This is a genomic window from Roseibium sp. AWQ4_290 (assembly GCF_056160985.1).
Map to the genome: position 1 here is coordinate 183,451 of NZ_JBSWYG010000003.1, position 20,221 is coordinate 203,671.

Consider the following 20,221-nt stretch of genomic DNA (forward strand, 5'->3'; position numbering starts at 1 on the left):
GTTTCTCATCAAGCGGTCCGTACTTCATTGAACTTTTCACAGGCCACGGGACGATAAGGCGCAGCGTTTACAATCATGGATATGATCGATTTCAGCCTGTTGGCCTATAATTCGCCCGGGTGGGGCGGCGCATTGCTGGCCGGTTTCTTCACGTCGGTCCAGCTTGCCGCCGGCGGCTATGCGCTCGGCCTCGTCATCGGCACGATTGGGGCTGCCTGCAAGCTTTACGGCGGTCCTGCCTTGAAGGATCTGGCAGAAGTCTACACGACCGTGATCAGGGCGGTTCCCGAACTCGTGCTGATGTTGGTGTTTTACTATGCCGGAACTGATCTCTTGAACCGGCTGGCGCAGTCTTTGGGCTATGAGGGGTTCGATATAAATGGCCTGATGGCCGGGATTTTGGTGATCGGCCTGGTAATGGGCGGCTATGCCACCGAGGTTTTGCGTGGTGCCATCAAAGCCGTGCCGCAGGGGCAAATCGAGGCAGCACACGCCTTCGGTATGCCGCCCTTTCTCGTCTTCCGACGGGTAACGCTGCCGGCCATGACCCCGCATGCCCTTCCCGGACTTGCCAATTTGTGGATGATTGCGACCAAAGACACTGCACTGCTTGCTGTGATCGGCTTTACCGAGCTGACATTGGTCACCCGGCAGGCCGCCGGTGCCACGCGCGCTTACTTCCTGTTCTTTCTGGCGGCGGGCGCGCTCTATCTGATCCTGACCCTGGCCTCGAATGTGGTGTTGCGGTTGGTTGAAAAAAGGGCCCGTCGAGGCCTTGTTCCGGCAGCCTGAGAAACTGGGATGGCACAGATCGAAACGACCGAAAAACTGGTAGTCCCGAGCCATCCGCTACGCGGTTTTCTTCGTGCTCTGGCCCAGCCTCACCGTATGATCCTGCTGGCTTTCGCGCTGGCCGGGCTCGCTGCCATTGTCCTCCTTATGGACTGGTCCTGGTTGCCGCAGTATCTGCCGAAATTGTGGCAGGGACTTCAGATGACCCTCATAATGCTGACTGCCAGTGTCGTCGTAGGCTTTGTCTTTGCCCTGCCGCTCGGTCTGGCTCAAGTTGCAGGACCTGCGCCTTTGCGTTGGGCGGCCGCCGGATTTTGCACGATTGTCCGCGGTACGCCGCTCCTTCTTCAGATGTGGCTGATCTATTTCGGACTTGGGTCTCTTTTTGCGCAGTTCCCGGAGATCCGTGAGTCCTGGGCGTGGCCGTACCTCCGCCAGGCCTGGCCTTACGGGTTCTTCTCACTGGTGGTGTCCTTCGCCGCCTATGAGGGGGAGGTGATGCGGGGCGCATTCGCAGGTGTTCCCAGAGGTGAGCTGGAGGCGGCGAGAGCCTTTGGAATGTCGCGCTGGCTTGTCTTCCGCCGGGTCTGGTTTCCCCGAGCCGTACACAGGGCACTGCCTACCCTGACAGGTGAGATCATCTTGCAACTGAAATCCACTCCGCTGGTGGCCACCATCACCGTCATGGATCTCTATGCGGTGGTGACGAAAATCCGCCAGGCCACCTATCTCACTTATGAGCCGCTGCTGCTTCTGGTGGCAATCTATCTCTGTTTGAGCGGTGTCCTTGTGGTCTGCATGCGGATGCTCGAAAACAGTGTGCCATCCACGACCCGTTAAGCGGCTTCGCACTGGTAGTCTGTCTCCGGTCTGTGAATGCTCCCCCGGAGACAGCCGTGTCTAGTCCTTGTAGTCTGGATGAACGTCTTCCAGCAGGCGGAGATGGGCCGCCCACTCCAGGGCAACATCGTCATCCTCTCCCATGCTGTTGGCATATTGCTGGACGACCTTGTCCGCAATCTCATCTGGCACAGCCCTGAGCGGCTGGCCCATGGACAAGGTGGCCACCTGGATCTCACACGCCCGTTCCAGATAGAACATGTTGTTGAACATTTGCGCCGCCGTGCGGCCGGTGGTCAGCAGACCGTGGTTGCGCAAGACCAGCGCCGGTTTGTCGCCCAAACTGGCGACGATTCGCGACCGTTCATCCAGATCCAGCGCAATTCCCTCATAGTCGTGATAGGCGACATTGCCGAAAAACTGAAGAGCGATCTGGTTTAGGGGCAACAGACCGTCTTCCAGGCTTGAAACGGCGACACCAGCACGCGAATGGGTGTGCATCACCCAAGCGGCCTCATGACTGGCACGGTGTATGGCCGAGTGAATGGTGAAACCGGCCGGATTGACGTTGTGGGGGCTGTTGCAGACCTTGTTGCCGTCCACATCGATTTTGACCAGCGAAGATGCAGTGATTTCCTCCCAGCGGAAGCCATAGGGATTGATCAGGAAATGCCCGTCTTCACCTGGAACCCGCGCCGTGATGTGGGTGTAGATCAGATCCGTGAACTTGAAATGGGCTGCGAGACGGTAACAGGCAGCCAAGTCGCACCGGGTCTGCCATTCGGCCTCAGATATGGAAACAGGAGGGGGTTGAACGGTCATAGTGTCTTCCTTTTTGATGGAACTGTCTTAAAAGCGCGCGCGGTTGATGCTGAGCCCTCGGACCAGGTCCTCCCACAGGGCACAGGACGTTTCGATAACCTGGGCGGCAACGAAGTCAGGCCTGGTATCGCTGGCAACATGCGGCGTGATCCGCAGCGCCGGTGCTGCCCGGAACGGGAGGTCTTGCGGCGACGGCTCCTCACGGAAGACGGCAAGAGTTGCTCCCGATAAGGCGCTGCGATCAAGTCACCTTCGACCAGATGTTCGCCCCAGCCAATCTGGACGGGCCTGGCGCCGGGGGGCTGGCAGGCGAAAAGATCTTTGTTCAAGATGGTTTCGGTCGAGGGAGTAAGAGGCAGGACGTTGATCAGATGATACGCCCCGGCTGCCGCATCGCGCGGGGTGGTCGCCGCAGAAAAAAGGCCGTCTGCAAGTCCAGGGTGGGCAGGATGCGCATCGATCCCCGCGCCGACGGACATGGCCAGTTCCAGGTAGGGAGAGCCGGCGAAGGGGGCATCCCCGGAAAGCCTGCAAATGGCGAAACGCATCGCTTCAAGCCGCTGGATCTCCTCCGGATGTTTCAAGATCACCCGGGCGGAGGCAGCACACAGTGCGGCGCCAAAAAGCTCGTCGTGGCCGAGCATATCGCTCAAGTAGACACTGCGGATTGTTTTTGAGTAACTCATCTGAAAAACGCCTCCGGAAGTGATGGTGTTCGCCTGCGGTGAATACTTGTTGCACAATCGTATAATAAATGCCAAATCCCTTGCAGCGGATATGCGATGGTCCTAGGGGGAAACCGCCGTTCAAACCGGTGAGGCCGCCCGCAATGGCCTGTCAGCTGCTGCAGCCAATCGCCAGATACCATCCACTTGAGACATCAGCTATGGAAAAGCCGAACGATATAGGACCCGTCATTGACGCAATCGTTTCAGAAAACGAAGAACGTTTGGTGGCCATCCGGCGTGACATTCACGCCCACCCTGAAATCGGCTTTGACACTGTGCGCACGGCGGGCATTGTCGCCGGTGAGCTGAAGGCACTCGGATTGAACGTCAAGACCGGCGTGGGCCGGACCGGCGTTGTGGCGGAGATAGAGGGCGGGCTGCCCGGCCCCTGCCTCATTCTGCGCGCAGATATGGATGCCCTGCCGATCCAAGAGCAGACGGGCTTGCCATTTTCTTCCACCGTCCCCGGGACGATGCATGCCTGTGGCCATGACATTCACACCGCGTCCTTGCTGGGGGCCGCCTCTGTTCTGGTGCAGCTTGCGCCCAAATTGAGCGGCCGGGTGCGGCTGGTCTTCCAGCCAGCGGAAGAAACGCTCGACAGCGGTGCCCGGGCGATGATCGGGGACGGGGCCGCCGATGGGGCGGATATGGCCGTTACATTCCATAATATGCCGAACCTGCCTGCGGGCCACCTCCGGCTGATCCGGGGGGCAAGCACCGCCTCTTGCGACGACTTTAAGGTCACGATCACCGGCAAGTCAGGTCACGCAGCAAAGCCCAACATGGCCCGGGACCCGATCGTATGTGCCGCCTCGGTGATCCTGCAGCTGCAGACAATTGTCTCGCGCTTCGCCGACCCATCCGACTCGCTGGTGTTGACCATCGGCAGCATTCACTCCGGTTCCACCCAGAATATCATTCCAGACAGCTGCGTCTTTGAAGGCACAGTGCGCTGCCGCTCGGTGGCGGCTCGGGACATGGCCGAGGAAGCCCTGACCAAAATTTGTCAGCAGGGCGCTGCGGCCATGGGCCTGTTTGCCGATGTTGAGTATTTCCGAGGCGTTCCGGCGCTGCAAAACGATGACCGGATTGTCGATTCCGCCTTCGCCTCCCTGAGTGAGCATTTCGACGAGCCGCCGCAGGTGGAAATCGGAAAGGATTTTGGGGCAGAAGATTTTGCCCTTTTTTCCGAAAGGCTGCCGTCCCTGCAGCTGCATGTTGGCTCGGGTCAGCCAGGCCGGGACGACAAACTGCACAATTCCGACTATCAGCCGGATGAGCGGGTGATTGCCCAAAGCGCCAAGGCTTTGTCGCGGATCGCGATCGGCCTGTTGAAATAGCAATCCGGCCGCCGGGGAGGCGGTGGATCACGTTTGATGAACAACGAGAAAACAATGAAAACTGTGACTTTGCTCGACGGCGGCATGAGCCGGGAGTTGGAGCGCTGCGGCGCTGTGTTGCGTCAGCCGGAATGGTCGGCGCTTGCCTTGATCGACCGGCCGGAGACCGTAAGGGCCGCTCATGAGGCCTTCTTGAAGGCCGGGTCGGACGTGATCACCACCAATACCTACGCGGTGGTGCCCTTCCATCTGGGTGAAGACCGCTTCAAGACCGAAGGGCCGGCGCTTGCCCGTCTGGCGGGCCGATTGGCCCGTGAGGCGGCAGCCAGCAAACCCGGAGCCCGGGTGGCTGGGTCCCTGCCGCCGGCCTGCGGGTCTTATACGCCGGAGAGCTTCGACGCGGCTGCGGCCAAAACCATTTTGGCAACACTGGTCGAGGCGCTGGAGCCGAGTGTGGATTTCTGGCTGGCAGAAACCATGAGCAGCCTGGAAGAAGCGCAGGTGACAGCCTCTGCCGCCGCAAGTTCCAAGCGTCCACTGTGGATCTCCTACACGCTGCGCGACGATGTCACGCCGGAAGAGATGGGCGAGCCGATGCTGCGTTCGCACGAGAGCGTGCGCGATGCCGTCAAGCTTGCCATCGATCTCGGGGCGGAGGCTGTCCTCTTCAATTGCTCCATGCCGGAGGTGATGCTGCAGGCGGTCGAGACGGCTGCCCGGACCATAGCGGATGCGGGCAAGACACTTGCCATCGGCGTCTATGCCAATGCACTGCATTCGCAGGATGAAGACGGGGCAGCGAACGAGGTGATTTCCGTGGTTCGTGACGATCTGCAGCCGGACACATATGGTGCTTGGACCGACCTTTGGGTTGCTGCCGGGGCTTCTCTCATCGGAGGCTGTTGCGGCATAAACTCTGAGCACATCAAAGCTCTAAGCGCCCGCTATGACCGGGAACTGACCCATGTTTAAACCTATCCCCTGCGGGAGTCCCGCAGGAGATTAAGGCGTGATACACATGGCGCAGTTGAGCGTTGTCAGACGCTGGCATTTCGTGATCAGCTTTCGATCTGGGAGGTTTCCCGGTGCGCCGGTATCTCCCGATACTGTTCGAAAGTCTCTGCGCACCGATACCGATACTGATGCACCCACATAACGGTCCAGCAAGCTCGACGCCTTTGCCCACACGGGTTTTTGACAGCTAAGCAAATCGAGAAGCTGCGCGAAGAGCCAGAGCTGTCCCGGTCCAATAGGGTCTTGTTTGGTGAGGTTGCTATTCGCTGTAGGGAGTTCAACCATCTGCAACGCGCCGAACCGGTATCATAGGCTCAGGAGAGTGGCGGCCGGAACTACGCTATGTATTACCCTCCAATCATCTCCTCCAACCGGGCCATCAGCGACAGAACCTTGCCGTCCGCGCCGCGGGCGCCGATGGCCTGGAGGGCAACGGGAAGCCCGGCAGATGTTGTGCCGCAGGGCACCACCCCGGCGGGCTGCTGGGTCAGGTTGATGGGGAAGCTGAAACTGGCCCATTCGGTCCAGCGGCTGAGGCCGGAGCCGGCCGGAACTTCCAGGCCCGCCTCAAAGGCCGGGACCGTGACCGCAGGCGACAGGATGAAGTCATACTCCGCTAGGGCCTCGTCCATGCGCGCGCCAAACTCGGCCCGCGTCACCTGGGCGGCCACAAGGCTTCTGGCGTCGAGTGCCAAGCCTTGCTGCTCGATTTCCGCAAGGCCCGGATCTATCCCGGCCCGGTCTTCGTCCGGATAGGCGGCCAGCCGGGTGGCCGCGCCGGAAAACCAGTGGGCATGGAAAGTTTCAAGAAGGTTGCCGCCCGGCAACTCAAACGGCTCGATCTGCGCGCCCGCAGTTTCCAGGCGTTTCATTTGCTTGTCCACCAGGGCGGCGATCTCCGGGTCCAGCGTGCCGGCCGGAGGGGTGGTCCAGTAGCCGATGCGCAGGTCTTTCAGTGCGGGCGGGCCGAACGCCAGCTCAGGCAGGGCGCCTTCGCCCTGAAACCAGTCGCGCCGGTCCCGCCCGGACATGGCTGAGAGCATTGCAAAGGCATCGGCCGCGCTGCGGCCCATGGGGCCGATATGGGCAACTGTGCCGAAGGCGCTTGCCGGATAGGCGGGCACCCGGCCAAAGGTCGGTTTCAGGCCGGTAATGCCGCAAAAGGCGGCTGGCACCCGGATCGAGCCGCCGCCATCCGTGCCCAGATGAAAGACACCGGCGCCGAGGGCGGCGGCCACCGCGGCCCCGCCGGACGAGCCGCCAGAGGTCATGGCCGGATTGTGCGGGTTGCGGGTGATCCCGAAGGCTCTGCTGTCGGTCAGCGCCTTCCAGCCGAATTCCGGTGTCGTGGTCTGGCCCAGAAAAACCGCGCCCGCAGCCCGCAGCAGCCGGACGCTCGGGGCATCGTCTTCCAGCGGGGTCTCTCGGGTTAACGTGCTGCCATAGCGCACCGTCCATCCGCGCACCCAGACAATGTCCTTAAGGGTCGTCGGGACCCCGTCAACCGGCGACAGGGGGGCTCCGGCTGCCCAGCGGGCCTCGGAGGCTTTGGCTGCTTTCAGCGCGCCGTCATGATCAAGAAAGGTGAAGGCGTTCAAGGCCGGGTTGATGGCCTCCGCCCGGGCAAGACAGGCCCGGGTCACTTCGACGGGGGAGAGGGTGCGGTTTCGAAAAGCTTCGGCAAGATCTTGCGCGCTCATGCGGCACAGGGCGTCCGCATCATCAAGGGTCATACGATCAGAGGTCATTGGCAATCGCCCTAGGGGAAGGAGGGATACAGATGGTAGCCAATTTTACCGCTGCGAAAACCCCTAAATCTGTCAAATAGCCGCCGGGACCGACCAAACCGCTGCTCAGGCTGGTCTGACTTGTCAGGCCGGGTCTCGGGACAGGGGCAAGCGCACCCGGATCAAGGACGGCCGGGCGGGATCAGGGCAGACCGAAGCGCTGCCCCCATGGGCTTCGGCGATCTTGCGCACAAGCGGCAGACCAAGGCCATAGCCGTCGGATTTGTGGGTCTCCGGGGAGCGGTAGAAGGGCTGAAAGACATTTTCCCGTTCGCTTGCAGCAATGCCCTCGCCGCTGTCGCTGACCTCAATCTCGATATGATCTGCGGTCTGGCCCAGATGAATGGAGACCGGGGCCTTGCCGTGTTTGAAGGCGTTTTCCAGAAGGTTTCCGATCATGCGGTGCAGCAGGCGCGGGTCGCCGGTGAAGTCCGGGGCGCTGCCCGAGAGGCTGCAGCCGTCGAACCGGGCGCATTCTTCGGCGGCCAGTGCCAGCAGATCGACGGTCTCGGTGCGCTCCATGGGCGTCGCTGCATCCAGCCGGCTCATGACCAGGATTTCCTCAATCAGGGCATTCAGCTCCGCAATGTCCTGTTTCAAGGCGGCCCGGCGGGCGTCGGATTGTTCGGCCTGCTCCATTTCCAGCCCCAGCTTTATGCGGGCCAGCGGCGTGCGCAGCTCGTGGGACGCATTGGCCAGCAGCAGCCGGTGGGCGGTGACCAGATTTTCGATCCTGTCGGCCGAGGCATTGAAGGTGCGCGCAAGCTGGGCGACTTCATCCTGGCCTTCCACCTCTACCCGGGCCTTCAGGTCCCCGGCGCCGATGCGTTCCACCCCTTCGCTCAAGGTTTCCAGCCGCCGGGTGAGGCGCCGGGCAATCGGATAAACGCCGACACCGACACAGATCCCGACCAGCGCCAGCGGCACCAGCAGGTTGAGGATCGGAGAGACCGGTGGCTTTTCGAGTGGATCGGCCACCAGCCAGCGGCCATCGGGCAGGGACAGCGCCAGCACCGGGCCGCCCGCTCCGGGAAACCAGCCAGTCTGGCCCGTGCGGTTGTCCGGCGGCATATGCGGGTCGCCATGGACCGCAATCCGTTGGCCGGTTTCGTCGAAAAGCGCCATTGCAATATTCAGTTCACTGCCGAGGGCTACCACCGTCTCGCGCTGCTGTGCCTCAGGGGCTGAGGCCGGGGGCAGGGTGAGGGCGACAAAGCGGCTGACCGTGTCCAGAATGGTCCGGTCCTGCCGCTCCCGGCCGACATATTCCCACAAGAACCCGGAAAGGATCACCACCAGAACCAGGCTGGCGACCAGGGTTGCGTAGATCTGCAGATACAGCCGGCGGGCCACGGTGGAGGCAAAGAGCCGGTGTCTGGAGCCGCTCATGGTCTACTCCTGCGAACGGGCAAAGACATAGCCCGCCCCGCGCACGGTGATCAGCCGGCGCGGCTTGTTTGGATCATCCTCGATCTCGGCGCGTATGCGCGAGACATGCACGTCGATTGACCGGTCGAAAGCGGCCAGTTCCTCGCCTTTCAGGGCGGTCATGATCGTGTCGCGGGACAGTACCCGCCCGGCTCGGCTGGCCATCACTTCCAGCAGCTGGAACTGATGGGCGGTCAGATTGCACACCTTTCCGTCCACCCGTGCCTCCATGGCCGAAACGTCAATTTCCAGCCGTCCGAAGCGCAGGACGGGACTGCCGTTCTGGCTGGGCCCGCGCCGCAGCACTGCTTTCAGGCGCGCAAGCAGTTCACGGGGCTCAAAGGGTTTGGGCAGATAGTCGTCAGCGCCCAGTTCCAGGCCGATGATCCGGTCCATGGGCTCGCCCTTGGCGGTCAGCATCAGGATCGGGGTCCGGTCATCGGCGCGCAAGGTCCGGCAAACCTCCAGCCCGTCCATATCTGGCAGCATCAGGTCCAGCAAGATGGCGTCAAAGGACTGGCGCTTCTGCAAGGCAAGGCCTTCCGCACCACTGGCGGCAATCGTCACGGCAAAGCCGGAGGTGCCCAGATAATCCTGCACCATGGCGGCAAGCCGGACGTCGTCCTCAATCAGAAGAATGTGCTGGGTCATGGTCTTTGATACGTGAACAGAGCCCCCCGGCCGGGGCCGGAGGGCTTTTCTTATGGCGGTTTCCGGGCTTCAGATCAACGGATCTTCCGCTGGGCGCCGGGTGAGGTCAGCGGCGGGGCATCATCCCGGGGCCTTTGGCGTGAAAGGCCATCAGGCGGGCATCCAGCTGCTTGCGCTGTTCCGGCGTAAGGATCTTGGCGACCGCGACAAGGGCCTTGGTCACCTTTTTGCTGATGTCATCGGCCAGCGCCAGTTTTTCCGCCCGCAGGGCCTCAATGGCAAAGCCGTCCACCTCATCAGCCAGCAGCAGGGCCTTCAGATCCTTGCCGACCGTGTCAAACTGGCCACGGGTGTCTTTCAGCTCCAGGGCAAGCGGGGTGACGATTGCCAGGATCTGCTTCACCTGTTCAGGCGTCGCGTCGATTTCGATGGCCGCATGACGGACCATCCGGCTCAGCTCGGCGGCAAGATCGGCATCGCTCAGCATGAACAGCATGCCTGGATCACGCGGTCCGCCCGGTCCGGCATGTCCACCGGGGCCTCCAGGAGCTCCAGGGGCGCCGGGTCCACCATGGCCTCCCGGGCCACCGGGGCGCCAGCCAGCCTTGATAAGGCCCGGCAGCACGGTGGTGGCGGCATCAGCCGACATCTGCGACGTCAGATCCTTCAAGCCGGAGGTTTGCGGTGCGCTGCTGGCGCCCATGGCAGAGGTGGCCAGAATACCGGCACTGAGCAGGCCGGCCGCAATCACGCGGCTTGTCCGGACGGTGGGGGTCTTGAAACGGGAATTCTCAAGTTTGTTCAGCATGGGGGGACTCCTGTCTTGAACAAGATGCGAGGCGGGCAGCGCCGATGCGCGGCAGATGGCCGGGTTCTCTTTGGCGGGATAGGGCTCAAGAGATCCGGCCGGCAGGGAGCCGCACGGCAGCGCCCGGAGAGCTGACGGTGGAAGGCCGGAAGAGTGGCGCCGCCAGGAAACACCAGGGTGGGGGCGGTCGGTGTTTCCTGGCGGCTCTTCGGGGCACAGTCAGCGCTCCGTTGCCGCAAACAGAAATAGGCCGGGCCAGTTTCTGGTGTTCGTCCGCTCTGTAAAGAAATGTAAAGCTCACCCGGGTTTGGGTCTGAGACCGCGCCTGAGGTGGAATCTGGTGCGGGGTCTTGCGCTGGCCTGGGTCTTGGGGCGCAAAGGGCGGCGATCTATCGGTCACCTAAGCCAATCTTAATCTGTCCCTGTCACAATTGCCCTGTTCCAATCATGTCTTGGGTGCTGGAGTGATGCAAAACGTGCCGGGGGCGGCAGATACCAAACACGCAGACCGCGCCGGTGGGGGCGCCGTGCACCGCGGAGGAGCTGCGGCCCCGGCCTTTGCGTTTCCGGGTGCGGCGTCCGGTCAGGCCCATTTCCAGCTGGCTGTTGTCTGCGTCGCAGTCTTTTGCCTGGCAGCCATTGGCATCCTTTGCGTGCCGCTGGTACTGCCGGTCGGGCCGCTCTATTGGGACACGTTTATCTATTATGACGCGATCGGGCGGATCGAGACCGGCCAGTTGCCCGGGATTGATTTTCTCGCCCCTGCCGGGCCCCTGGAATATTTTCTGGCCTGGCTGGGCTACCGGGTGTTTCCGTCCGCGCATCCGGTCCTGCTGACCCAGTTTCAATGGCTGCCGCTGACGGCTCCGCTGTTGATCGTGATCCTGCGGGATGCGCGCCGCCATGGGCCGGTGGCCGTCTGGGGACTGGTGATCCCCTGGCTGGTCATGAGCGCGCTTCCCTTCAATCCCGGCGGGCCGCACAGTCCGGGGGTGGATGGCTATGGCATCTACAACCGCAATGCGGCGCATCTGATGTTTCTGGCTTCGGCCGCCATCCTGTTTCTGCGGCGCGCCTGGGTGCAGGTGGCGGTGTTCAGCCTGGTTCTGCTGGCCCTTGCCTTTTGCAAGATTACGGCCTTCGTGGCCGTGGGGCCGCTGTTTCTTCTGGGGTTTGCAGCCGGGCGCCTGTCCTGGCGCACAGCGCTGGCCACCACCGTGATCTGCCTATGGACCACGCTTTGTGTGGAATGGGCCACCGGGCTGGTGAGCGCCTATCTTGGCGATCTTCAGACCCTGCTGTCGCTGAACAGCGAAGGTGAGGGCAAGCGGCTGTTGCGGGCGGTTGAAAACCGGTTCGACGTGGTGTTGGCAACACTCATCCTGTGCTCGCTGCCGCTGGCCCCGCTTGTCAGACCCCCTAAAGAGGAGGCTGCGTGGATCCGGGCGCCCTTCGACCGGCCCTGGATCTGGATCTCGGTGTCGCTGTTCTGCGGCGTCCTGTTTGAGACGCAAAACACCGGCAGCCATCCCTATGCGGTCATGCTGCCTGCGCTTTTGCTGCTGGCGCTGCTGCCGTTGCGCCCTGAGGCGGGCTGGCGCTGGGCTGCGCTTGTGGCGGTGGCCTTCATTGTGGTGCCGATGACGGCCGACATGATCAGCCGGGCCGCCGGAACGCTTGTGCGGTTGCCAAGTTATGAACGGGTGGATGCGGCCAATCTGGGTGGGCTTGGCCGGGTCTCTGCCAAGCCCCGTTGGCTGGAGCGGGCCGCGCATATGCGCGCGGCCTATAGCGGCCATCCAGGCACTTTTGAGGAACTGGCGGCAGAGGGGGAGCTTCCGGCCCCCGCTCTCTTTGCCGATCCGGACTTCCAGACGCTCTATCTTCAGGAATTGAGCGCTGCCGTGGCTGCGCTTGTCCGGTTGGAGACCGTGGTCGGGCGTCATGCCAAGACGGTCTATCTGCTCGATTTCACCAGTCCACTGGCCTTCCTCATGGGGCGTGAAGCACCGCGGCATGTCAGCATCGGCGCCGCGCCGGGGCGGACCGTGCCGCCCTTGACGCCCGAAACCGCAGCGGCCCTGGACGCGACCGAGCTGATTCTGGAGCCCAAATGCCCTGCTGAAGCCCAGCAGCATGCTTTGGCTGAGCATTTCAAACCGGCGCTTGCGCGCCGCTCGCGCTATCGTCTGACCCCGTGCTACGATGTGTTGTTGCAGCAGGACAGCGCCTGGGCCCGGTATTTCGACGGGCTGGCGCCGCAGGAGGGCCCGGCGGCTGATAGCAGGACGCCAGCAAAGCCCTGAAAGGCTGCTCCAGCCTTCTTGCGGATCACCATGTCCGCCTGAAAGGCCCGGGTGAAAGAACCTGCACTGGTCTGTTCCGGAAAAATCACAGGACATGCAAATTCAGTTCAATCGGACTTGCCTGCTGCGCTTCCCCTCAGGGATTTCAGCGCAAAAGACATAATGGCTTGAATCTGAAGGAACGCGACACGCACACAGCGGACAGGCACAGCCCGTATGTCCGTGAACTGGCCCTCGTCTTTTCCTGCAAATGCCCGACTGTCATATCAGCGTAATGACACGTCAGTATTTGTCCACCTGCACACGTGTGCAAAAAGACGATACGGCGCTAGTTTTTCCCCTCCCGGAAACGGCGCATGACCAAGACAGGTGAGACTGATGACCACTCTTGTTTCCAAATTGCGCCAGTCCGCTGCGGCGGCCGTTCTGGCGCTCACGGCAGCAGCGGCTGCCGGTGAAGTCCAGGCGAAGGATCTGACCATCACCGTGTGGGCCGGCGGTTCCAATGACAGTGATGTCTACCGTCTGGACGCCATTTCCATGGCGGCCGATCTGCTGGAGCGTGAATACAATATTGCCGGCAAGGACCTTCACATCACGGTCGAAAAGAAACGCGACTTTGCCGATTGGGCGGCCTTCAAACAGGCTGTCACCCTGGCGGCGGAAGCCGGTGACGCGCCGAACATCGTTGTGACCAGCCACCTGGACATTGCCCCCTGGAGCCAGGCCGGCCTGATTGTTCCGGTCGAAGACTATGTCGACATGGATGCCTGGCCGATCAACGATATCTACGACAACCTGATCGAGATCACGTCTTACAATGACGTTGTCTATGGCCTGCCGCAAGATTCCGAAAGCCGCCCGTTCTTTTTCTGGAAAGACACGATGCGCAAGATCGGTTACACCGACGCGGAAATCGACGCGCTGCCGGGCCGGGTCGAATCCGGCGATTACACGCTCCAGAACGTTCTGGAAGATGCCAAGAAAGCCGTCGACATGGAAATTGTCGAAAAGGGCTACGGCTTTTATCCACGCGTGTCCAACGGTCCGGACTACGCCCAGTTCTACCAGTCCTTCGGCGGAGAATTGCAGGACAAGGAAACTGGCAAGCTGCTTCTGGACAAGAAGGCGATGACCGAATTCTACCAGTTCTTCGTGGACGCGGTAGAAGCTGGGGTCACCCGCAAAAACCATCTGGGCACGGAATGGGACCAGTGGTATGCGGAAGTGGCGTCCGGCAAGGCGGCCCTGTGGCATGGCGGCACCTGGCACTATGCCCGCTACACCGGCAAGGAAGGCCTGAAGGACTTCTTCGGCAACATCCAGTTCACCCTGATCCCGGCGGGCAAAAAAGGCGAAGGCCGTGCCAACACGATCACCCATCCGCTTGCCTATCTGCTGACGAAACAGGACGACGAAGAAGCAGTCGAGATCGCTGCCCAGCTGATCAAGATCGCTTCGGAACCGCGCATCAACACCCTGCATGCGATCAAATCCGCGCATCTGGGCATTGCCCATCAGCAGTCCAATATCGAACTTTATGCGAATGACCGATGGGCGGCTGAAGCCACCGAGCGCCTGCTGGTTCATGCCAACGCCCAGCCGAATCACACCGGGTACGGCCAGTTCTCCCAGATCATGTTCAAGGGTCTGGAAACAGCCTGGACCGGCACCAAAACCCCTGAAGAAGCTGTGGCCGAAGTTGAAGCGGAAATGAAAGCCACCCTCGGCGATGAGCTGATTGTCCGCTAAGCGCTGATCCGCTGCGCCGGCTTTTGAACCGGTCTGGCGCAGCGGCCTCAAGGCCTGGCCGTGAAGGTTCCTCAGCGACGGGGAGCGGACACTAAGCCGGGCTTTGGGCTGCACTCCGGGTGGCGGTTTTCTCCCTTTCCCGCCGCCCGGGCCTTTTTCTAGGGCCTCTTAGGTAATTTCCGGAGTTGTTTGATGCGGCGCACATATTTGCTGGGCCTCGGCTTTCTGACGCCTGCCTTTCTGATCATCCTGTTCCTGTTTCTGGCTCCTGTCCTGCTGACCGTGTTGTTTGCCTTCACCAACATGAGCACCGCAACGGGCATCATGGGCGGGGCCTATGAGATCAACGCAGCCTCCTTACGCCGCCTGACCGATGCGGGCGCGCAGAAAGCCTTTGTCGAGGCGCTCGGCACACAATCCTACACGGTCGATAGCACCGGGATCTCCGAGGTCGCCGCTGTCTATGGTGAAGACTTTGCCAGCGAGATCGGCGCGCGGCTGCAGGGAGAGCACTTTCAAAGCCGCCGGGACCTGGAACGGGCCCTGCGCAAGCTGAAAACCCGGCCGCGCTCGACACGGGATCTCAAGAAAGCCGCTGATCTTTTCAAACGCTCCGTGATCAACACCCGTTATGAGACCGCTGACGGGCTGTTGTCTGCCGCCCGGCAGAATGGCGTGCAGATGACGGCGGAGGAGGCACAGCTGCTCACCCGCACTGTCTATACCGGCTGGACCTGGACTTCCGGCAATTTCAAGCTGATGGCACAGATCCCCTATATCTGGCGGGTGGCGGGCAACACGCTGCTTTACGTGGTGCTGACCCTGGCGGTCGCGGTCGGCCTGGGGCTGTTTCTGGCCATCACCACCTTCTACCTACCCTCAGCCTCTGCCACCACGTTCCGGGCGATCTGGTTCCTGCCGCGCATTCTGCCCAATGTCATCTTTGTTCTGATGTGGAAATGGCTGGCCTGGGACACCGGGTTCCTGTCGTCGTTCCTGGCGAATTTCGGGGTGCCGCCGCGCAACTGGATGCTGGATACGGGGGTGAATGCCTGGGTGTTCATCGTCTTGATCAACGGGTTTGTCGGCGCCTCGCTGGGCATGATCCTGTTCGGCAGCGCTATCAAGGCCATCCCGCAGTCCATGCTCCATGCCAGCGAAGTGGACGGCGCCTCGCGCTGGCAGCAGGTGCGTTACATCATCCTGCCGCAACTGCGCTGGCCGGTCATGTTCATCTGCGCCTACACCACGCTCTCGCTTCTGACCAGTTTCGAATACATCCTCCTGGCCACCGATGGCGGGCCGGGCGGGGCAACGGAAGTCTGGGCGCTGATGGCGTTCCACACCGCACTCGACAACTATGCAGGCAATCTCCAATACGGGCTCGGCTCGGCCATGGCCCTCGTGCTGGTGGCTGTCGGGGTGCTAGCATCGCTAGCCTATCTGCGGGTGTTCAATTTCAACGATCTCGTGGCCAAACCACGGATCGAACAGTGAGGGAGAGCGCCATGTCGTCTGTAAATTTCCGCTCCTGGCCCCTGTTTCTGCTGCTGGCCGTGCTGTCGATGCCGCTGGTGACCATGTATGTCTATCTCTTCGTCGACACGGTGACCGACAGCACGGCCGGGTCGCTCATTCCGGACCGGTTCACGCTCCGGCACTGGCGCTTCCTGTGGGAAGAGCCGGAGACAGGCCGCGTCAGCATCTGGGCGGTCACGCTCAACACGTTCATCTTTGCCACCAGCACCATGGTGCTGAATGTGACCGCCTCGGTGACCTGCGGCTATGCCCTGTCGCGGCTGAACCTGCCGTTCAAGCGGTTCTTTCTCGGCAGCATCCTGACCCTGCATGCCTTCCCGACCATCACCCTGATCATCTCGATCTTTCTGATCCTGCAGATGATCGGCCTCTACAACACGCTGATCGGGGTCATTCTGGTCAAGACCGCCCTGGAACTGCCGCTCGGCATCTGGATCATGAAAGGGTTCTTTGACACGGTGCCCTGGGAGATCGAGATGGCCGGCCTTCAGGATGGGGCGAGCCGGTTCACCGTTTTCTGGAAACTGGTTCTGCCCCAGGTTCAGCCCGGGATTGCCGCGCTCGGCGTGTTCATCTTCCTGTCCGCGTGGAGTGAGTTCATCATTCCGCAGGTGCTGGCCCCCAGCGGCAGCGCACAGGTGCTGTCCACCTATCTCTCCAACCTGATCTTTGATGACGTGAAGCCGGACTTCAACATGTTCAAGTCCGTGGGTGTGTTCTACGCCCTGCCGGTCATCGTCATCTATCTGATCTTCAACAAGCAACTCATGAACATCTATGGCGGAGGCACGAAGGGCTGATGCGGATCTCAATCGAAAACTTCACCAAGACCTTTGGTGAGACGACCGTGATCGAGAACATGTCCCTGGACATTGCCAGCGGTGAAATGCTGGCGCTTCTCGGCCCGTCCGGCTGCGGCAAGTCGACAACCCTGTTTGCGGTCTGCGGCATTCACCGCATGGATGGCGGACGTCTTCTGTTCGGCGGGGAGGATGTCACGGCGGTGTCCTCGCAGAACCGCAATGTCGGGGTCGTTTTCCAGAATTACGCGCTGTACCCGCATATGAATGTCTATCAGAACATCGCCTTCCCCTTGAAAGTGCGCAAGGAGAGCAAGGCAGAGATCGACCGAAAGGTGCAGGAGATTGCCGGTCTGGTCCATATCGGCGAGCTTCTGGAGCGCCGTCCGGTGCAGCTGTCGGGCGGCCAGCAGCAGCGGGTTGCCCTGGCACGGGCGCTGGTGCGCAAGCCCGACATTCTGCTTCTGGACGAGCCGCTGGCCAATCTGGATGCAAAACTGCGGCTGGAAATGCGCTCCGAAATCCGGCGCATTCAGCAGCAGACCGGTATCACTGCCATTCTGGTAACCCATGATCAGGTGGAAGCCATGTCCATGTGCGACCGGATCGCGATCATGGACAAGGGGCAGATCGTTCAATTGTCGGCCCCAAAAGAGATGTATGAAGACCCCAAGTCGGATTTTGTCGCCGGGTTCCTGGGCAATCCTCCCATTGCATTTCTGGAGGGCCTGGCCGGGGAGGGGGGCTTCCGGCTCGCCAAGTCCGACATCACTCTGCCCGTTCCCTCCGGCATTGCCGTTCCAGCGGCCGGTGCGGCCATGCGCCTTGGCATCCGGCCGGAATTTTTCCAGCCCGGCCATGCGCTGAAAGTCCCCGGCCGGATCAGTTTTGTCGAGACACAGGGCCGTGAGGAGCTTTACGACGTCACGCTGGAAAATGGCTCTGTACTGCGCTCCATCCAGCCGCAGGGTGGCGGGTTCCAGCTTGGGCAGGAGGTCAGCTGGGGCATCGCCCAGGATCGCATCCTCGCCTTCGGCCCGGATGGCAACCGGTTGTGACGGTGCGCTGATGGCTGCTTTCCTGCCGGACAAGAACTGGGTGCGCGCGCATACGGGCCTCCCCTTGGCCATCGCTCATCGCGGGGCCAGCGCCTATGCGTTCGATAACACCTTGCGGGCATTTCAAGTTGCCCATGAGCTGGGCGCTGACATGTGGGAGGTGGATATCCGCCTGACCCGCGACGGTGTGCCAGTGGCTTTTCACGATGCGAATCTGAACATGGGCGCTGGGAACATTCACCCGCTTTCAGAGATCTCTTCACAAGAACTGTTTGCCGTCACCGCAGCCGCAGGCCGTCCGGCACCCGCCTTTGAAGAGGTGGCGCGGCTGGCCGCAGCACTTGGAACCGGCATCTATCTGGATGCCAAGGAGGGGGACGCGGCAGCGCTTGCAATCGAGATCCTGAAGGCACAGCGGATCGGCAAAGTGATTGCCGGTGCCAACACGCCGGAGGATTGCAAAAGCCTCAAGGCGGCTGGGTGCCCCTATCCGGTATCCCTGCTGGTGGGATGCGGCCAGGATCCGTTTCCACTGGCGCAGGCCTGCGGAGCCGAGATTGTTCACCCGTGCTGGGAAAAGGCCTCTGCGCGCCCGGACCGCCTGCTGGACGCGGCTTTTTTCCGCCAAGCTGAGGTCTTGGGCCTGCCGGTGGTGACCTGGCATGAGGAACGGGCAGAGGTGCTGCGCGAACTGGTGCGGATGCCTTTGCTTGGCATTTGCTCTGACCAGCCGGAAATGATTGCTCGATACCGGTATGAGGACGCAGCCCTGCCGGAGATGGTCTGCCATCGCGGCGCCTGCCGGATCGCACCGGAAAACACGCTGGCCAGCGCACGGGCCGCCTGGGACGCGGGCTTTGCCTATGTGGAAATCGACGTGCGCGAGACCGCTGACGGGCATCTGGTGGTTCATCATGATGCGCAGCTGGAGCGCACGACCTCAGGTGGGGGGGCGCTTGGCAAGCAGACGCTGGCCGCCCTCAAACATCTGGACGCCGGACACAGCTTTGACGCGTTTTTTGCCGGCGAAGGCCTGCCTGAGCTGGGTGAGGTTCTCGCCCTGGCCGTTGAAAAAGGCGGCAAGCTTTATGTGGAGCTGAAACAGGCGGACCCGGTCAGGACGGCACACACAGTCCTGGACCGGCTGCCAAGCGACAGTGTTTTCTTCTGGTCGTTCGATCAAACTCTTTTACGGGACATCCGGGCGGCCATTCCAGAGGCGCGGCTGATGGTCCGGCCTGAGGACTATGGCTCTTTGGAGGCCTGCCTGACGGCGTTTGACGCAGATATTGTGGAATTCAATGCATCGAACGCGGGGGAGGAGGCTATTGCGGCTGTGCGGGCAGCGGGCCGTCAGGTTATGATCGCCTATATGGGGGACGCGCCAGACGTGATTTTGAAACTTGCCGGGCTGCAGCCGGATCTATTCAACGTGAATGCGCCGTTTCTTGTCCGCAGGCTGAGCGCGCAAGCGTCAGAACGGCCGTCCAGCCATGCCTGATCAAGGACCGTCGAAAAAGCAGGTCAATTCCTTTGATGTCGCCCGGCTTGCGGGGGTCTCCCGCTCCGCCGTGTCGCGCACCTTTACCGATGGCGCCAGCGTGTCGGCGGAAACCCGGGAGAAGGTGATAAAGGCCGCCCGGCAACTGGGCTACCGGGTGAACGTGCTGGCCCGCTCCCTGCACAAGCAGAAATCGGATCTTGTCGGTCTTGTGGCTGCTGATCTCGACAATCCGTTCCGGGCCGAGCAGGTGGACCTTCTCTCCCACGGGCTTCTGGAGCTTGGGTTCCGGCCCATTCTGCTAAGGGGCGATCCGGAGGCCGATGTGGCTGATCTGATCGGTTCGCTGCTGCAATACAGCGTCGCGGGGGTGATCGTCACCTCAGACACACCACCGGAGGAGATATGCCGGGAATGCCTTGAAAACGGGGTGCCTCTGGTGGTGGTCAACAAGCGCGACCCGGGCGCGCCGGTTGACCGGGTGGTCACTGACTTTGAGGCCGGTGGGCGCCTCGCGTTTGAACATCTTGTCTCTCGGGGCTGCCGTAAACTGGCGGTCGTGACCCCGGAGCGTTCGTCCTATTCCATCAAGGGCCGGGCGCGAGCATTTGAACGGGCGGCCCTGGATGAAGGCATTCCTGTCCGCTACATCGCCCGGGGCACCCAGTCCTATGACGGCGGGCTGGAGGCAGCCGCTTTTGTCGGCGCACTGAAAGATGAGATCGACGGGCTTTTCTGCACCGCCGACTATCTGGGCCTAGGGGTCCTGGACGGCCTGCGCTACGAGTTCGGCATCAAGGTTCCTGACGACATGCAGGTCATGGGCTATGACGATATCGTGCAGGCTTCCTGGAAATCCTATGACCTGACCACGATCCTGCAAAGCCGCCAAGATCTGTGCGACATCACCCTGGCCCTTCTGATGCACCGCCTGCAAAATCCGGATCTGCCGCAACAGGTGGAAACCTGCGATGTATCCCTGATCCAGCGTGGCACGACCCGGGCAGCGCCAGAGCCGGTGTGACCGCCAGCCGGAACGCGATGGGCTCGGG

The 20,221-nt window shown here is 61.7% G+C and carries 17 protein-coding genes; 11 read left to right on the plus strand and 6 right to left on the minus strand.

Annotation, left to right across the window (positions count from 1 at the left end; translation table 11 throughout):
- Window positions 1-75: 75 nt before the first annotated feature.
- Entirely contained in the window at window positions 76-792 is a 717-nt protein-coding gene (locus ACXAH0_RS04590) for an ABC transporter permease (protein ID WP_475174012.1), read from the plus strand.
- 96 nt (window positions 793-888) lie between these two features.
- On the plus strand, window positions 889-1,632 hold the full coding sequence (locus tag ACXAH0_RS04595) for an ABC transporter permease (protein WP_475189519.1): 744 nt from the start codon (window positions 889-891) through the stop codon (window positions 1,630-1,632).
- 60 nt (window positions 1,633-1,692) lie between these two features.
- Here the strand turns inward: ACXAH0_RS04595 and ACXAH0_RS04600 are convergent, their stop codons facing one another.
- Both ACXAH0_RS04600 and ACXAH0_RS04605 read right to left on the minus strand, forming a co-directional pair.
- The gene (locus ACXAH0_RS04600; protein WP_475189409.1) at window positions 1,693-2,454 is read right to left on the minus strand and encodes a class II aldolase/adducin family protein; all 762 of its coding nucleotides are present in this window, start codon (window positions 2,452-2,454) and stop codon (window positions 1,693-1,695) included.
- Window positions 2,451-3,140 (minus strand): hypothetical protein, encoded by a 690-nt coding sequence (locus tag ACXAH0_RS04605; RefSeq protein WP_475189412.1) that lies wholly within the window; start codon window positions 3,138-3,140, stop codon window positions 2,451-2,453. Before ACXAH0_RS04605 ends, ACXAH0_RS04600 begins: the two co-directional genes overlap by 4 nt.
- 200 nt (window positions 3,141-3,340) lie before the next feature.
- Here ACXAH0_RS04605 and ACXAH0_RS04610 point away from each other — a divergent pair, with 200 nt between their 5' ends.
- The gene (locus ACXAH0_RS04610) at window positions 3,341-4,525 is read left to right on the plus strand and encodes a M20 metallopeptidase family protein (RefSeq protein WP_475189414.1); all 1,185 of its coding nucleotides are present in this window, start codon (window positions 3,341-3,343) and stop codon (window positions 4,523-4,525) included.
- Window positions 4,526-4,579: 54 nt separating this feature from the next.
- Window positions 4,580-5,497, plus strand: a complete 918-nt coding sequence (locus ACXAH0_RS04615; RefSeq protein WP_475189415.1) for a homocysteine S-methyltransferase family protein — start codon at window positions 4,580-4,582, stop codon at window positions 5,495-5,497.
- A gap of 389 nt (window positions 5,498-5,886) precedes the next feature.
- Here the strand turns inward: ACXAH0_RS04615 and ACXAH0_RS04620 are convergent, their stop codons facing one another.
- From ACXAH0_RS04620 to ACXAH0_RS04635, 4 genes are all read right to left on the minus strand, one after another.
- Window positions 5,887-7,287 carry an amidase gene (locus tag ACXAH0_RS04620; RefSeq protein WP_475189416.1) on the minus strand — a complete coding sequence of 467 codons (1,401 nt, stop codon included), beginning with the start codon at window positions 7,285-7,287 and terminating at the stop codon, window positions 5,887-5,889.
- Between the two features lie 123 nt (window positions 7,288-7,410).
- Window positions 7,411-8,715 carry a HAMP domain-containing sensor histidine kinase gene (locus ACXAH0_RS04625; protein WP_475174001.1) on the minus strand — a complete coding sequence of 435 codons (1,305 nt, stop codon included), beginning with the start codon at window positions 8,713-8,715 and terminating at the stop codon, window positions 7,411-7,413.
- 3 nt (window positions 8,716-8,718) lie between these two features.
- Window positions 8,719-9,405, minus strand: a complete 687-nt coding sequence (locus ACXAH0_RS04630) for a response regulator (protein WP_475174000.1) — start codon at window positions 9,403-9,405, stop codon at window positions 8,719-8,721.
- Window positions 9,406-9,511: 106 nt separating this feature from the next.
- Window positions 9,512-10,213, minus strand: coding sequence for a Spy/CpxP family protein refolding chaperone (locus tag ACXAH0_RS04635; protein ID WP_475189417.1), 702 nt, complete (start codon window positions 10,211-10,213; stop codon window positions 9,512-9,514).
- 527 nt (window positions 10,214-10,740) lie between these two features.
- Here ACXAH0_RS04635 and ACXAH0_RS04640 point away from each other — a divergent pair.
- The 7 genes from ACXAH0_RS04640 (at window position 10,741) to ACXAH0_RS04670 (ending at window position 20,193) form a co-directional block, all read left to right on the plus strand.
- Entirely contained in the window at window positions 10,741-12,519 is a 1,779-nt protein-coding gene (locus tag ACXAH0_RS04640; RefSeq protein ID WP_475189419.1) for a hypothetical protein, read from the plus strand.
- A 378-nt stretch (window positions 12,520-12,897) separates the two neighbouring features.
- Window positions 12,898-14,271: an ABC transporter substrate-binding protein gene (locus tag ACXAH0_RS04645; RefSeq protein ID WP_475173995.1), complete on the plus strand. Its 1,374-nt coding sequence runs from the start codon at window positions 12,898-12,900 to the stop codon at window positions 14,269-14,271.
- A gap of 192 nt (window positions 14,272-14,463) precedes the next feature.
- Complete coding sequence (locus tag ACXAH0_RS04650; protein WP_475189420.1) at window positions 14,464-15,768, plus strand: carbohydrate ABC transporter permease; 1,305 nt, start codon at window positions 14,464-14,466, stop codon at window positions 15,766-15,768.
- Entirely contained in the window at window positions 15,765-16,610 is an 846-nt protein-coding gene (locus ACXAH0_RS04655) for a carbohydrate ABC transporter permease (RefSeq protein ID WP_475189421.1), read from the plus strand. Before ACXAH0_RS04650 ends, ACXAH0_RS04655 begins: the two co-directional genes overlap by 4 nt.
- Window positions 16,610-17,668 carry an ABC transporter ATP-binding protein gene (locus ACXAH0_RS04660; protein ID WP_475189422.1) on the plus strand — a complete coding sequence of 353 codons (1,059 nt, stop codon included), beginning with the start codon at window positions 16,610-16,612 and terminating at the stop codon, window positions 17,666-17,668. The genes ACXAH0_RS04655 and ACXAH0_RS04660 overlap by 1 nt, the downstream gene beginning before the upstream one ends.
- 10 nt (window positions 17,669-17,678) lie before the next feature.
- Window positions 17,679-19,169: a glycerophosphodiester phosphodiesterase gene (locus ACXAH0_RS04665; protein ID WP_475189425.1), complete on the plus strand. Its 1,491-nt coding sequence runs from the start codon at window positions 17,679-17,681 to the stop codon at window positions 19,167-19,169.
- Window positions 19,162-20,193, plus strand: a complete 1,032-nt coding sequence (locus tag ACXAH0_RS04670) for a LacI family DNA-binding transcriptional regulator (RefSeq protein ID WP_475173988.1) — start codon at window positions 19,162-19,164, stop codon at window positions 20,191-20,193. The genes ACXAH0_RS04665 and ACXAH0_RS04670 overlap by 8 nt, the downstream gene beginning before the upstream one ends.
- The last annotated feature ends 28 nt before the right edge of the window (window positions 20,194-20,221 follow it).

Coding starts and splice junctions, on each gene's coding strand:
- ACXAH0_RS04590 (WP_475174012.1), top strand. CDS start 76: ATGGATATGATCGATTTCAGCCTGTTGGCCTATAATTCGCCCGGGTGG.
- ACXAH0_RS04595 (WP_475189519.1), top strand. CDS start 889: ATGATCCTGCTGGCTTTCGCGCTGGCCGGGCTCGCTGCCATTGTCCTC.
- ACXAH0_RS04600 (WP_475189409.1), bottom strand. CDS start 2,454: ATGACCGTTCAACCCCCTCCTGTTTCCATATCTGAGGCCGAATGGCAG.
- ACXAH0_RS04605 (WP_475189412.1), bottom strand. CDS start 3,140: ATGAGTTACTCAAAAACAATCCGCAGTGTCTACTTGAGCGATATGCTC.
- ACXAH0_RS04610 (WP_475189414.1), top strand. CDS start 3,341: ATGGAAAAGCCGAACGATATAGGACCCGTCATTGACGCAATCGTTTCA.
- ACXAH0_RS04615 (WP_475189415.1), top strand. CDS start 4,580: ATGAAAACTGTGACTTTGCTCGACGGCGGCATGAGCCGGGAGTTGGAG.
- ACXAH0_RS04620 (WP_475189416.1), bottom strand. CDS start 7,287: ATGACCTCTGATCGTATGACCCTTGATGATGCGGACGCCCTGTGCCGC.
- ACXAH0_RS04625 (WP_475174001.1), bottom strand. CDS start 8,715: ATGAGCGGCTCCAGACACCGGCTCTTTGCCTCCACCGTGGCCCGCCGG.
- ACXAH0_RS04630 (WP_475174000.1), bottom strand. CDS start 9,405: ATGACCCAGCACATTCTTCTGATTGAGGACGACGTCCGGCTTGCCGCC.
- ACXAH0_RS04635 (WP_475189417.1), bottom strand. CDS start 10,213: ATGCTGAACAAACTTGAGAATTCCCGTTTCAAGACCCCCACCGTCCGG.
- ACXAH0_RS04645 (WP_475173995.1), top strand. CDS start 12,898: ATGACCACTCTTGTTTCCAAATTGCGCCAGTCCGCTGCGGCGGCCGTT.
- ACXAH0_RS04650 (WP_475189420.1), top strand. CDS start 14,464: ATGCGGCGCACATATTTGCTGGGCCTCGGCTTTCTGACGCCTGCCTTT.
- ACXAH0_RS04660 (WP_475189422.1), top strand. CDS start 16,610: ATGCGGATCTCAATCGAAAACTTCACCAAGACCTTTGGTGAGACGACC.
- ACXAH0_RS04665 (WP_475189425.1), top strand. CDS start 17,679: ATGGCTGCTTTCCTGCCGGACAAGAACTGGGTGCGCGCGCATACGGGC.
- ACXAH0_RS04670 (WP_475173988.1), top strand. CDS start 19,162: ATGCCTGATCAAGGACCGTCGAAAAAGCAGGTCAATTCCTTTGATGTC.